This window comes from Propioniciclava sp. MC1595, from assembly GCF_017569205.1.
In the GTDB taxonomy this organism is placed as follows: Bacteria; Actinomycetota; Actinomycetes; order Propionibacteriales; family Propionibacteriaceae; genus Propioniciclava.
In genome coordinates, this window is sequence record NZ_CP071870.1 from 2138613 (window position 1) to 2152301 (window position 13689).

Sequence of the window (13689 nt, forward strand, 5' to 3'; positions counted from 1 at the left end):
GTTCCTTCACATCGTTGTGTTGATCGGTTGGGGTGGCTGGCCGGACGCCCGGCGTCCGGCCACCCGTGGTGCGGGGTGGATCAGGCGGGGAGCAGCACGCCGCTCATGAGGCCGGCGAGCACGCCGCCGATGATGGGGCCCACAACCGGGACCCAGCTGTAGCCCCAGTCGGAGCTGCCCTTGTTCGGGATCGGGAGCACGGCGTGCGCAATGCGCGGGCCGAGGTCACGAGCCGGGTTGATGGCGTAGCCGGTGGGGCCACCGAGCGAGGCGCCGATGCCGACGACCAGCAGGGCGACGCCGAGGGCGCCGAGCCAGCCGAGGCCGGCCGGGGTGTTGGTGGCCGAGTCGCCCCAGTTGCCGGACGCGAGGACGACCAGCACCAGCACGAAGGTGCCGATGGCCTCGGTGACGAGGTTCCACAGCGGGTTGCGGATCTCGGGGCCGGTCGAGAAGACGCCGAGCTTGGCGCCCGCGGGGGCGTCATCGTCGAACTGCTTCTTGTAGGCCAGCCAGCAGAGCACGGCACCGATGAAGGCGCCGAGCATCTGGGCGCTGATGTAGGTGGCGATCGACATCGCGTTCACGGCGATGCCGGGCACGAACTCCTCGTTGCCCGCGGCGACGAGGCCCAACGTGACAGCGGGGTTCAGGTGGCCACCGGACTTGTACGCCACCAGGACACCGGCGAAGACCGCGAGGCCCCAACCGAAGTTGACGTGCAGGAAGCCGGTGCCTGCGCCCTTGTTCTTGGGCAGGATGTTGTTGGCGACGACGCCACCGCCGAGCAACAGCAGCATCGCCGTGCCGACGACCTCCGAGAGGAAGACGGTTCCTAGAGACACATGATCTCACTTTCTGGCATCGACGATGCGAGTGCCGAAACGGCGTCCGCGGAGAGCGGGGTCGCCACTGGTTGGGTGATGGTGGCCCGCCGCGGTTACGACGAGCCAGGGGTGTTCTACAACGAGGACGGCGTCACATCCGTAGCCTCGATGCGGGCCTGCGACGCCGCAGCGTCGTTCGGCTGTTCCTGGGCCGCGAGCTCAGCGGCGGCTCGCGCGGTGTAGTTGGCCTTCTCCGACGCCGTGCGCTCGTCGTCCCATCCCAACAAGGGAGCGGCGATCTGCGCCACCTCGTCGACCGCGGACGCCCCACGGTCGGGCGTGGTCGAGTTCAGCCGGATGCGCTGGATGAGGATGTCTTCGAGGTGGAGGGCACCCTCGTACAGGCACGCGAAGGCGACCTCGGCCCGCAGGTACCACGGGCACGCCTCGAGCGGTTGGCCGAGAGAGGGATCCTCGTCGATGAGGGCGAACAGAGCAGGCAGTTCCGAGCCGTAGCGGTCGAGCAGGTCCTCGACCTGCTCGGAGGTCAGCTCGTACTGTGCGCCGAGGGACGCCGCCCGCCGCGCGAAGGCTTCGAACCCATCGGCGCCCAGCAGGGGGACGTCCTTGGTGATCGACGGCAGCTCCTTGGCGCGCACCTTGCCGAGGGCGACGTCGACGGCGTCCGCCGCCATGACGCGGTAGGTCGTGTACTTGCCGCCGGCGATCACCACGAGGCCGGGCGCCGCCTCCAGCGTCGTGTGCTCGCGCGACACCTTGGCCGACTTGGCCTCGTCGTGCCCGACGGGTTGCAGCAGCGGCCGCAGCCCGGCGTAGGTGCCGATCACGTCGTCGCGGGTCAGGTTGGCGGACAGGACGGCGTTGGCGTGGTCCAGCACATAGTCGATGTCGGCCGCGGTGGGCACGGGGTGCTTCAACTGCTCGTGCCACGCGGTGTCGGTGGTGCCGATCACCCAGTAGTGGCGCCACGGGATGATGAACAGCACCGACTTCTCGGTGCGCAGGAACATGCCGGAGCGGGCGTTGATGCGCTCGCGCGGCACCACGATGTGGATGCCCTTGCTGGCGAGCACCTTCAGGCCCTTGGTGGTCTTGGCGTACGCCTGGGTCGTCTCGGTCCACACGCCGGTGGCGTTGATCACGGCCCGCGCCTTGATGGTGAACTCCTCGCCCGACTCGAGGTCCTTGACCGTGGCGCCGCCGACGCGACCCCCGGCGTCCTGCACGAGGCCGACCACCTGGGCACGCGAGAGCGCCCGGGCGCCGTGGCGCACGGCGCTGCGGACGAGGTTGATGACCATGCGCGAGTCGTCGACGCGGGCGTCGTAGAACTCGATCGCACCGATGAGGGCGTCGTCGCGCACGTCGGGGAAGCGCTCCTTGGCCCCCTGCTTGCTGAGGTGCTTCTGGATCGGAACGGTCTTGCGGCCGCCGGCGCCCGCCACGGCGAGGACGTCGTAGAGGCCCACACCGACCGCGGAGTAGGCGCGCTCGATGACGCGCTGCTTCAGGGGCCAGAGGAACGGCTGGGCCTTGACGAGGTGGGGGGCGAGCGTGGTCAGCAGGCGACCGCGCTCGGCGAGGGCCTCGGCCACGAGGGCGAAGTCAAGGTTGTAGAGGTAGCGCAGGCCGCCGTGGATCAGCCGGCTCGAGCGGCTGGACGTGCCCGAGGCCCAGTCCTGGGCCTCCACGATCGCCACGCTCAGCCCGCGCGTGGCGGCGTCCAACGCGGCGCCGGCGCCCGTCACGCCGCCCCCGATCACCAGGATGTCGAACGTCTCGTCGGTCACCGCCTCGAGGTCGCGCGCGCGCTGAGTCGGATTAAGGGCAGGAATGGTCATCGTTGGGCTCCAGGTGTGCGTCGTCTTCGTCGCTGACGGGCCCATCTTGTCCCAACTGCACGGATGGTGCACGCTTCTGCACGAACGTGCAGCGAGGAGGCAGGCGGTGAACGAGCGCTACGAACAGATGTACCGCGCGGCAACGCGCTACTACGTCCAGGGCGAGACGATGGAGGCGATCGCCCACGGGCTCGACGTTTCGCGCTCGACGGTGTCGCGCCTGCTGGCCGACGCGCGCGAGACCGGTCTGGTGCGCATCACCATCGCCGAGGGGTCGAGCTCGCAGGCGCCGGTCGCCCGGTCACTGTCGGACGCCTTCGGTGTCCGGGTTCATCTGGTCGCCCTGCGCGGGGGCCTCGCCCCCATGGCACGCATCGACCAGGTCGCCCAACGCGCCGCCGGCCTGCTCACGGAGGTCGTCGGCGACTCGATGAACATCGGGGTCGCGTGGGGCGTCACCATGGCGTCGCTGACCAAGCACCTGCGCCACCGGCCGCTGACGGGCAGCGCGATCATCCAGATGAACGGGGGCGCCAACCAGCGGTCGTCCGGCGTGCCCTACATCCGCGAAATCATGCAGTCGATCGGTGACGCGTTCGACTCCGCGGTGGTCCTCTTCCCCGTGCCGGCGTTCTTCGACTACCCCGACACCAAGGCCGCCATGTGGCGCGAGCGGTCGGTGCGCCATGTGCTGGACCAGCTCGCCCGCCTCGACGTCGCCATCTTCGGGGTGGGTTCGTTGACCGGCTCCATCCCCTCCCACGTGTACGCCGCCGGCTACCTCGACGAGCACGAGCGCCTGCAGTTGGCCGCCGACGGCGTCGTCGGCGACATCTGCACGGTGCTGCTGCGCGAGGACGGCAGCTACGCCGACATCGCCGCCAACGAACGGGCCACCGGGCTCACTCCGGGCGAGCTGGCGCGCGTGTCCCGTCGGATCTGCGTGGTGGCCGACCCGCTGCGAGCGCCGGCGGTGGTCGGGGCCCTGCGAGCCGGGGTCGCGACCGACCTCGTGCTGGACGAGGCGACCGCCCGGGCCACGCTGCGTCGGCTGTAGAGGTCCCCCGCGGCGAGACGTGGCCGTGGGGCGTCCCGGCGTGAGACGGTGGTGTCATGGCCGAGCGACCCGAGCACAGCAAGGGCGGTGTGTACTCCCGCAAGGGTGAGGAGTTCGACCGCGACACCCGCTACATCGCCACGCGCGTCAAGCGGACCGTCGACGACGGTGAGGACGCCGTGGCCGTCGAACCAGGCCGGTACCGCCTCATCGCCGCGCGAGCCTGCCCGTGGGCGAACCGGACGATCATCGTGCGGCGTCTGCTGGGCCTGGAGGACGCGATCAGCCTCGGCCTGCCAGGCCCCACCCACGACGCCGACTCGTGGACCTTCGACCTCGACCCCGACGGCGTCGACCCGGTGCTGGGCATCGCCAAGCTCAAGGACGCCTACCTCAAGCGCGACCCCGAGTACTCACTCGGCATCACGGTGCCCGCCATCGTCGACGAGACCACCGGGGCGGTCGTCACCAACGACTTCAACCAGATGACCCTCGACTTCTCCACGGAGTGGAAGCAGTTCCACCGCCCCGGCGCCCCCGACCTCTACCCGGAGGAACTGCGCGAGGAGATGGACGAGGTCATGCAGCGGGTCTTCACCGAGGTGAACAACGGCGTGTACCGGTGCGGCTTCGCCGGCACCCAGCAGGCCTACGACTCCGCCTACGACCGGTTGTTCGAGGCCCTCGACTGGCTCGAGCTGCGCCTGTCGGACCGGCGCTACCTCATGGGCGACTCGATCACCGAGGCCGACGTGCGCCTGTTCACCACGCTGGTGCGCTTCGACGCGGTCTACCACGGCCACTTCAAGTGCAACCGGAACAAGCTCACCGAGATGCCGGTGCTGTGGGCGTACGCGCGCGACCTGTTCCAGACCCCCGGGTTCGGCGACACGATCGACTTCGAGCAGATCAAGCGCCACTACTACATCGTGCACACCGACCTGAACCCGAACCAGATCGTGCCGAAGGGGCCGGACCCCGTGGAGTGGCTCAGCCTGCACGACCGCGCGAAGCTCGACGGGTCGCCCTTCGGCGAGGGGACGCCCCCCGGGCGGGTCCGCAACGGCGAGCGCTCCCCCAACCCGGTGGAGCTGGCCTGATCAGCGCGTCGGGAACGTGACGTCGGTCGCGTCCACGACCACGTCCAGGCCCTGCTCCCCCGGTTCCAGCGCGCTGAGCTGGAGGCCGTAGGGCAGGGCCACCGGGATCGGCTGGAGGATCGCGTCCACCAGGGCCTGCGTGGCGTCGGGCGGGATCGCGACGCCGGCCAGGTCGAGCTCGGTGTCGGTCAGCGTGATCGTCTGCGTGGCCCGGTCGAGCGCGGCCCGGCCCACGAGGCGTCCGGTCAAGGCGACACCGAGGAACTCGACGTCGCGCTCGAGAGCGAGGCGCCCGTCCTCGGTCGGCTGGATCCGTGCCCCGGCCACGGCCGCGAGGTCGGCGTAGTCGAGCCACCCGCCACCGGTCAGCGAGGCCGCGTGCACGGCGTCCGTTTCGTAGCGGACGCCGGTGAGGGTGAAGTCGACGTCGTACAGCGGGATGGTGGTCCCCTGCGCCGCCTGCACCGGCATCTCGCGCGCCCGGACGTTCACGCTCGGGAACTCACGCGTGACCAGGTGCAGCGCGAGGGGCTCGCCCTCGATGCCCACCGTCGGTCGCGTCGCGAACGGCACGCTGCGCTGCAGCTCGACGGCCACCCGGTCCTCGACGGTCGACCGGATGCGGTCGTCGAACACGTAGGCGCCCCCCACGACCAGGCCGGCGAGCAGCAGCACCAGCACGACCAGGACCCCGAGGAAGCGCTTCATGGGCTCAGATCCCCAGCAGTGACTCGATGCCCACGGTCACGCCCGGGAGCGTGGGCACGGCCCGGACGGCGGCCAGGACGCCCGGCATGTACGCGCCGCGGGTGAACCCGTTCTCGGTGATGACGAGCTGCTCGCCCTCGTTGCCGAAGCGCACCTCCTGGTTGGCGAACAGCCCGCGCTGGCGCACCGAGTGCACGCTGATCCCGTCGACCTTGGCGCCGCGGGCGCCGTCGGGGTCGAGCTCGGTGGCATCGGGGGTGGTGCCGAGCCCGGCCGCGGCGCGGGCGGCGGCGATCCGGCCAGCGGTGGTCACGGCGGTGCCGGAGGGGGCGTCCACCTTGTTGGGGTGGTGGAGCTCGATGATCTCGACCGACTCGAAGAAGGGCGCGGCGATCTCGGCGAACTTCATCATCAGCAGCGAACCGATCGAGTAGTTCGAGGCGACCACGGCGTTCGCGTCCCCGGAGAACAGCTCGCGGATGCGCTCGAGCCGCTCGGCGGTGATGCCGGTCGTGCCCACCACGGCGTGGATGCCCTGCTCCGCACACCACTCGAGGTTGCCCATGACGGCGTCCGGGACGGTGAAGTCGACGGCCACGTCGGCCGCACGGGCCGGCTCGCGGTCGTCGCCCACGTCGAGCGCCGCGACCAGCTCGAGGTCGTCCGCCTCGCCGATCGCCCGGCACAGCTCCTGCCCCATGCGCCCCCGGGCGCCGAACACCGCAACCTTCAGCATGGGTGCCATCCTACGGTGGCCCTCTCGTCCTCGCCCTGCTGTTATCCGGCCACGGAACCGGCCTGCCGACACGTAGCTGGCGTTGCAACGGCAGCTGGGTCCGGCTCGGGCGGCGGCTTGACCGAGCGCCGGTCAGGACGCACGATCAGAGCGACCCTGTGCCAACGCGGTCCGGATCCTCGCCGCGAGCACGGCCGGTCGGGCAAGTTCGCCCCAGCCCCAGCGCACCAGCCACCAGCCCTCGTCCCGGAACGCCTGCTCCCGTCGCTTCTCGGCCATGATCACGTCCTCCGGCCGACCGTGGGTTCCGTCGTACTTCAGCGCCCCGTCGAACTCGCCGATGACATGGTCGTCCTCCCACCCGAAGTCACCGCGCCCCACGACGAACCCGGACGCCGTCCTGACCTCGCGCTGGAGCACGGGCGCGGGCACGTCGTGGAGGAGGAACAACGCGCGGCTCAGCGACTCCCCGGGCGACTCGGCCCGGCCGTCGGCGAAGGCGACGACGCGACGTGCCCGCCGCAGCCCGGGACGCCTCCTCGCACGGTCGAGCGCCTGCTCCAACACGGCGCGACCGATCCCCCCGCGAAGAGCTGCGTCGGCAGCCGCGACGCCCCACTCGAACGGGACCGTGCGCGCCAGGTCCGCCACGGTGCGGGCCAGTGTCGTGACGGGGACGCCGTGCACCACCGTGCGCTCGTCCTCGGCGACCGGGGCGCGGACCACCCGCAGCGTCGGCGTCCGCTCGCCGTTGGAACCGGGCCGCGTGGTCCACACGGTCGCGAGCTGGGACTGTCGCACCGGCAGTCCGTGGAGGACCGCCGCCGAGACGTGGCTCACCACGGAGTGCTCCCCGAGCGTGCCCACCGTCGCCCTGACCCGCGCCTTGTGCGCCTCCACGGGTCGCGGCGCGGCGCCCTCGATGAACGACCCGCGTCGGACCCGGGTCAGACGGCCCTCACGGAGGGCACGCCGCACCTCCATGGGGCCCCACCCCTTGAGCTCGGCGAGGTCGGAGGTGGACCAGATCCGCGGTTCCATGGGACCAGCCAACCCGCTCCGACGGCGATTCGGTGGGTCGAGGTGTTGTCCGTTTGTTGTCCGTTCGCCCTCCCGGGAACCCACTCGGCTGGCGCTCGTCCAATCCGCTGCCCCAGACGAACTCGCCCGGCGCTGCAACGCCAGCTGAGTGAGTCTCGGCCAGCCACCTGCCCGGACGCCAGCCGCTCAGGATCGCGACACCCGGTAATCGCCACACCGGGACGCGGAACGGCGCCGCCCCCGGGTGGGAGCGGCGCCGTCCTTGGTCAGCGGACCGGGGCTCAGGCCTCGGCCGGGGCCTCGGCGTCCTCGGCCTTCTTCTCGACCTCGACGACCGGGACCAGCGAGAGCTTGCCCTTCTCGTCGATGTCGGAGATCTCCACCTGGACCTTCTGGCCGACGGAGAGGACGTCCTCGACGTTCTCGACGCGGTTGCCGTTGTTCAGCGTGCGCAGCTTGCTGATGTGCAGCAGGCCGTCCTTGCCGGGCAGCAGCGAGACGAAGGCGCCGAACGCCATCAGCTTCACCACGGTGCCCAGATAGCGCTCGCCCTTCTCGGGCATCGTCGGGTTGGCGATAGCGTTGATCATCGAGCGGGCGGCCTCGGCGGACTCGCCGTTGGTCGCGCCGATGAAGATCGTGCCGTCGTCCTCGATCGAGATGTTGGCGCCGGTGTCGTCCTGGATCTGGTTGATCATCTTGCCCTTGGGGCCGATGACCTCGCCGATCTTGTCGACCGGGATCTTCACCGTGATGATGCGCGGCGCGTAGAGGCTCATCTCGTCGGGGACGTCGATGGCCTCGTTCATCACGTCGAGCAGCGTGTGGCGCGCCTCGCGGGCCTGCTGCAGCGCCGAGCCGAGCACCTCCGACGGGATGCCGTCGAGCTTGGTGTCGAGCTGGAGCGCGGTGATGAAGTCACGCGTGCCGGCGACCTTGAAGTCCATGTCGCCCAGCGCGTCCTCGGCACCCAGGATGTCGGTGAGCGCGACGTAGCGCATCTCGCCGTCGATCTCCTCGCTCATGAGGCCCATCGCGATGCCCGCGACCGGGGCCTTCAGCGGCACGCCGGCGTTCATCAGCGACAGCGAGCTGGCGCAGACCGACCCCATGGAGGTCGAGCCGTTCGAGCCGAGGGCCTCGGAGACCTGGCGGATCGCGTAGGGGAACTCCTCGCGGGCCGGCAGCACCGGCACCAGCGCACGCTCGGCGAGCGCGCCGTGGCCGATCTCGCGGCGCTTCGGCGAACCGACGCGGCCGGTCTCACCGGTGGAGTACGGCGGGAAGTTGTAGTTGTGCATGTAGCGCTTGGTCGTCTCGGGCGAGAGCGTGTCCAGCTTCTGCTCCATGTCGAGCATGTTCAGCGTGGAGACGCCCAGGATCTGGGTCTCGCCGCGCATGAACAGAGCCGAGCCGTGGACGCGCGGGAGCACGCCGACCTCGGCCGACAGGGTGCGGATGTCGCGGGTGCCGCGGCCGTCGATGCGGACGCCCTCGGTGAGGGTCTTGCGGCGGACGACCTTCTTGGTCAGGGCACGGTAGGCGCCGGTGACCTCCTTCTCGCGGCCCTCGAAGCGGGGGCCCACCTCCTCGCGGACGGCGGCGAGCAGGTCCTCGGTGGAGGTCTCACGCTCGTGCTTGCCGGCGATGCTCATCACGGCCTGGAGTCGCTCCGTGGCGGTCTGGGCGACGGCCTCGTAGACGTCGTCCTCGTAGTCGCGGAAGACCGGGAACGACTTCATGGCCTTGGGCAGCTGGTTGGCCAGCTCGACCTGAGCCTCGCACAGGGCCTTGATGAACGGCTTGGCGGCCTCGAGACCGGAGGCGACGACATCCTCGGTCGGGGCCTTCTTGCCGGCGCGGACCTGGTCGACGGTGGTCTCGGTGCCACCGGCCTCGACCATCATGATCGCGACGTCGCCGTCGGGCAGGACGCGGCCGGCGACGGCCATGTCGAAGACGGAGTCCTCCATCTGCTCCACGGTCGGGAAGCCGACCCACTGGTCGCCGATGAGGGAGACGCGGATGCCACCGACCGGGCCGGCGAACGGCAGGCCGGCGAGCGTGGTGGAGGCCGAGGCGGCGTTGATCGCGAGCACGTCGTAGCGGACGTTCGGGTTCAGCGCCATGACGGTGACGACGACCTGGACCTCGTTGCGCAGGCCCTTGACGAAGCAGGGGCGCAGCGGGCGGTCGATGAGGCGGCACGCGAGGATGGCGGCCTCGGACGGGCGGCCCTCGCGGCGGAAGAACGAGCCGGGGATGCGGCCCGCGGCGTACATGCGCTCCTCGACGTCGACCGTCAGCGGGAAGAAGTCGATCGCGTCACGCGGGTTGTTCTGGGCGGTGGTGGCGCTCAGCAGCATCGTGTCCTCGTCGAGGTACACGGCGGCGGCGCCGTTGGCCTGCTTCGCGAGCAGACCGGACTCGAAGCGCACGACGTGCTTGCCGTACGAACCGTTGTCGATGACCGCCTCGGTGAAGCGGACGTCGGGACCCTCCATGGCCATGGAGTCTTTCCTTTCAAGTGTGCGACACCTGAGCTCCGGCCATCTCTCTCGTAGGGTTTCGGTCTTCGATCGAGGCCCACGGGACGCTTCGCGCCCCGGAGGCCACTACCGAGGACCGAACAGCGCGGGCCAGGTGCAGCGGTGGACATGTCTTCAGTTGTGTCGGGCTCGCCGGTGGGACACCGGTGTCGCCCCGTGGGTCAGGCTAGCGCCTGACATGCGAATCAGGGAGTGGCCGCACGGGCCACCCCCTGACTCAGGTCGTGTACGTCAACGGCGCAGGCCGAGACGGGCGATCAGCGCACGGTAGTGCTCGACGTCGTTCTTGGCGACGTAGTTCAGCAGGCGACGGCGCTGGCCGACCAGCAGCATGAGGCCACGACGGCTGTGGTGGTCACCCTTGTGCTGCTTGAGGTGCTCGGTCAGGTGCGCGATGCGCTTGCTGAGCAGCGCGATCTGGACGTCGGGGGAACCCGTGTCGCCCGGCTTCGTCGCGTACTCCTCGATGATGGCCTTCTTCGTTGCGGCATCCATGTGCAGCTCCCCTCGTCCGTTGCGCGGTGCCGTTCCCGGGTGGGCGGCTCTCTTGTTCCGCGGGCGTCCTGACGCCGAGGAGCCACTCTACCGGACGCCGACCGCTTCGGCCGAATCGTGGCCCGGTCGATGCCGCCCCCGGGTCACGGTCGTCGGAGTTGAAACTTCTCCACGTCGTGAGATTCCTCGAAAACGACGCTGAGTAGTAGCCTGAGCGCGTCACCAGCGCAAAGGAGTGCACATGACGGTCGTGATCGGGATCCCCGCCAGTGCGGAACACGAGACCCGCTCCCCCATCGTCGGTGACGTCGTGAAGAAGCTCGCGGGCCTCGGCGCGCGCGTGCTCGTGCAGCGCGGCGCCACGGACGCCGCGTTCGCCACGCCCGCCTCCCTCGGGGACGTCGACTGGGTCGACACCTCGGCCGAGGTCATCGCGGGCAGCGACGTCATCTGGACGATCGGCAACCTCTCCGCGGCCGACCAGGCCGCCCTGCGGCCCGGGCAGGTCCTCATGGGCCTGCTGACGCCCTACGCGTCGGTCGAGCACGCCACCGCCCTCGCGGAGAAGGGGGTCACGGCCTTCGCCATGGAGCTGCTCCCCCGCATCTCGCGCGCGCAGTCGATGGACATCCTGTCCTCGCAGGGGTCGGCCTCCGGCTACCAGTGCGTGTTGATCGCCGCCGCCCGGGCCCCGAAGTTCTTCCCCATGCTCACCTACGCCGCCGGCACGATCCGCCCCTCCAGGGCGCTCGTCATCGGCGCCGGCGTCGCCGGCCTGCAGGCCATCGCCACGGCCAAGCGCCTGGGCGCGATGGTGCAGGGTTACGACGTCCGCCCCGAGACCCGCGAGCAGGTCGAGAGCCTGGGCGCCAAGTTCGTCGACACCGGTGTCAGCGCCGCCGGCGAGGGTGGCTACGCCCGCGAGCTCACCGCCGAGGAGATCGACAAGCAGCGCGCCGCGCTGGCCAAGGCGGTCGCCGAGGCCGACGTCCTGATCACCACCGCCGCGGTGCCGGGCAAGAAGGCGCCGGTCATCGTCACCCGGGCGATGGTCGAGGCCATGAAGCCCGGCTCGGTCGTGGTCGACATGGCCGCCGAGGGCGGCGGCAACGTCGAGGGCACGGTCGCGGGCAAGGACGTCCTGGTGGGCGGCGCCCGCGTCGTCGGGCCGGTCAACCTGCCCGGCCGGATGCCGGTGCACACCTCGGAGATGTTCTCCAAGAACCTGCTCAACTTCACCACGCCGATGATCACCGACGGCGAGCTGACGATCGACTGGACCGACGAGGTCATCGCGGGCACCGCGCTGACCCACGGCGGCCGGGTGGTCCACGCCGGCGTCGCGAAGGTCCTCGGCCTGCCCGACCCGACCCCCGCCCCAGCCGCACCCGCGGCGTCCGCCCCCGCACCGACCACCGACAGCGCCGAGGGCAAGGAGGCCTGATCGCCATGATGGACCTGTTGTACCTGTACATCTTCATCCTGGCCGCGTTCGTCGGCTACGAGGTGATCAGCCGCGTGCCGGTGATCCTGCACACGCCGCTGATGTCGGGCTCGAACTTCGTGCACGGCGTCGTGCTCGTGGGCTCGATGTGGGCGCTCGTGCACGCCGAGACCCCGGTCCAGCTGGTGCTGGGCTTCCTCGCGGTCCTCCTGGGCGCCGCAAACGCAGCCGGTGGCTACGTCGTGACCGAGCGGATGCTCGGCATGTTCACCGCCAAGGGCGACTCCAAGAAGGGGGCCGCGGCATGAGCTGGGTCCTCAACGGCGTCTACCTGGTCGCCGCCATCCTGTTCATCTTCGGCCTGAAGGCGATGAGCTCGCCCAAGACGGCCGCGGCCGGCATCAAGTGGGCCGGCGTGGGCATGGTGCTGGCCACCGTGGCCACCTTCTTCATCCCGGGCGAGGACGGCGGCCTGGCCTACTTCGCCGCCGACAAGCGCGTCAACCTGATCCTGTGCATCGTGGCCCTCGCCATCGGCGCCGGGGTGGCGGCCTGGCTGGGCAACGTCGTGAAGATGACCGACATGCCGCAGATGGTCGCCATCTACAACGGCATGGGCGGCGGCGCCGCGGCCCTCATCGCCGCGGTCGAGTTCACCCGCCCCGTGCCCCCCACCGGCATGCACGCCGTGCTCGCCATGCTGGGCGCCTTCATCGGCTCGGTGGCGTTCTCCGGCTCGGTGCTGGCGTGGGCGAAGCTGCAGGGCGTCATGAAGAAGGCCGTGCGCTGGCCGGTCCAGAACTTCGGCAACGTGGTGCACTCGCTGGTCACGCTGGGCCTGGGCATCGCCATCGTCGTGTGGGGCCCGCACCCGCTGCTGGTCATCGCGTTCTTCGCCATGGCGCTCATCCTCGGCCTGGCCCTGACCAGCCCGATCGGCGGCGCAGACATGCCCGTCGTGATCTCGCTGCTCAACGCGTTCACCGGCCTGGCCGTCGGCCTCGAGGGCTACGTGTTGGGAAACCCGGCGCTCATCATCGCCGGCATCGTGGTCGGCGCGGCAGGCACCCTGCTGACCCAGCTCATGGCCAAGGCCATGAACCGGCCGTTGACCAACGTGCTGTTCGCCCCGATCACGGGCGAGGCGCAGGCCGGGGGCGGCATGGAGGGCACCATGAAGGAGGTGTCCGCCATGGACGCCGCCGCCATGATGCGCTACGCCGAGAGCGTCATCATCGTCCCGGGCTACGGCATGGCCGTGGCCGGCGCCCAGCACAAGGTCTACGAGATGACCAAGCTGCTGGAGGCCGAGGGCGTCGACGTGAAGTTCGCGATCCACCCGGTCGCGGGCCGCATGCCCGGCCACATGAACGTGCTGCTCGCCGAGGCCGGGGTACCCTACGACCAGATCTTCGACCTGGACGAGATCAACTCCGACTTCCCGCTGTGCGACGTGGCCCTGGTCATCGGCGCGAACGACGTGGTCAACCCCGTCGCCCGCACCGACAAGTCCAGCCCCATCTACGGCATGCCGATCCTGGACGCCGACAAGGCCCGCCAGTGCATCGTCATCAAGCGCGGCCGCGGGGCGGGCTACTCCGGCATCGAGAACGCCCTGTTCTTCGCCGACAACACCTCGATGCTGTACGGCTCGGCGCAGCAGGCGATCGCCGAGGTGGTGACCCACGTCAAGGAGCTCAGCTGAGCCCCACGACCGTCGTCGGCGCCCATCGCGGAAGCGGTGGGCGCCGCGGCGTTCCCCCGGGTGGACGCGGGGCCAAGGCACCTTCCGGCGACCGTCACGATGGCCTTCCGGCGGGCAAGACGGACTTGCGTTTCGCGCCCCATCCGACAGACTGGGTGGGCACAC

The 13689-nt window shown here is 70.3% G+C and carries 12 protein-coding genes; 5 read left to right on the forward strand and 7 right to left on the reverse strand.

The window, feature by feature from the left end; genetic code table 11:
• Window positions 1-80 precede the first annotated feature (80 nt).
• Together J4N02_RS10150 and J4N02_RS10155 are read right to left on the reverse strand one after the other, a co-directional pair.
• A complete protein-coding gene (locus tag J4N02_RS10150) occupies window positions 81-845 on the reverse strand; it encodes an MIP/aquaporin family protein (protein WP_188332851.1) in 765 nt (254 codons plus the stop codon).
• Between the two features lie 116 nt (window positions 846-961).
• On the reverse strand, window positions 962-2689 hold the full coding sequence (locus tag J4N02_RS10155) for a glycerol-3-phosphate dehydrogenase/oxidase (RefSeq protein WP_188332850.1): 1728 nt from the start codon (window positions 2687-2689) through the stop codon (window positions 962-964).
• Between the two features lie 106 nt (window positions 2690-2795).
• Between J4N02_RS10155 and J4N02_RS10160 the strand changes: the two genes are divergently transcribed.
• Window positions 2796-3746, forward strand: coding sequence for a sugar-binding transcriptional regulator (locus J4N02_RS10160; RefSeq protein ID WP_188332849.1), 951 nt, complete (start codon window positions 2796-2798; stop codon window positions 3744-3746).
• A gap of 56 nt (window positions 3747-3802) precedes the next feature.
• The gene (locus tag J4N02_RS10165) at window positions 3803-4846 is read left to right on the forward strand and encodes a glutathione S-transferase family protein (protein WP_188332848.1); all 1044 of its coding nucleotides are present in this window, start codon (window positions 3803-3805) and stop codon (window positions 4844-4846) included.
• Here the strand turns inward: J4N02_RS10165 and J4N02_RS10170 are convergent, their stop codons facing one another.
• From J4N02_RS10170 to rpsO, 5 genes are all read right to left on the reverse strand, one after another.
• Window positions 4847-5554, reverse strand: coding sequence for a DUF2993 domain-containing protein (locus J4N02_RS10170; protein ID WP_188332847.1), 708 nt, complete (start codon window positions 5552-5554; stop codon window positions 4847-4849).
• A gap of 4 nt (window positions 5555-5558) precedes the next feature.
• A complete protein-coding gene (gene dapB / locus J4N02_RS10175; protein WP_188332846.1) occupies window positions 5559-6290 on the reverse strand; it encodes a 4-hydroxy-tetrahydrodipicolinate reductase in 732 nt (243 codons plus the stop codon).
• A 132-nt stretch (window positions 6291-6422) separates the two neighbouring features.
• On the reverse strand, window positions 6423-7331 hold the full coding sequence (locus tag J4N02_RS10180) for a hypothetical protein (protein ID WP_182815816.1): 909 nt from the start codon (window positions 7329-7331) through the stop codon (window positions 6423-6425).
• 281 nt (window positions 7332-7612) lie between these two features.
• Entirely contained in the window at window positions 7613-9835 is a 2223-nt protein-coding gene (locus J4N02_RS10185; protein WP_188332881.1) for a polyribonucleotide nucleotidyltransferase, read from the reverse strand.
• Between the two features lie 276 nt (window positions 9836-10111).
• Window positions 10112-10375 carry a 30S ribosomal protein S15 gene (gene rpsO / locus J4N02_RS10190; protein ID WP_182815814.1) on the reverse strand — a complete coding sequence of 88 codons (264 nt, stop codon included), beginning with the start codon at window positions 10373-10375 and terminating at the stop codon, window positions 10112-10114.
• Window positions 10376-10616: 241 nt separating this feature from the next.
• On the opposite strand from rpsO, the gene J4N02_RS10195 reads away from it, so the two are divergent.
• The 3 genes from J4N02_RS10195 to J4N02_RS10205 are packed head-to-tail and all read left to right on the forward strand — an operon-like array spanning window position 10617 to window position 13524.
• Window positions 10617-11819 carry an NAD(P) transhydrogenase subunit alpha gene (locus J4N02_RS10195; protein ID WP_182815812.1) on the forward strand — a complete coding sequence of 401 codons (1203 nt, stop codon included), beginning with the start codon at window positions 10617-10619 and terminating at the stop codon, window positions 11817-11819.
• 5 nt (window positions 11820-11824) lie between these two features.
• Window positions 11825-12127 (forward strand): NAD(P) transhydrogenase subunit alpha, encoded by a 303-nt coding sequence (locus J4N02_RS10200; RefSeq protein ID WP_182815810.1) that lies wholly within the window; start codon window positions 11825-11827, stop codon window positions 12125-12127.
• The gene (locus J4N02_RS10205; protein WP_182815808.1) at window positions 12124-13524 is read left to right on the forward strand and encodes an NAD(P)(+) transhydrogenase (Re/Si-specific) subunit beta; all 1401 of its coding nucleotides are present in this window, start codon (window positions 12124-12126) and stop codon (window positions 13522-13524) included. Before J4N02_RS10200 ends, J4N02_RS10205 begins: the two co-directional genes overlap by 4 nt.
• The last annotated feature ends 165 nt before the right edge of the window (window positions 13525-13689 follow it).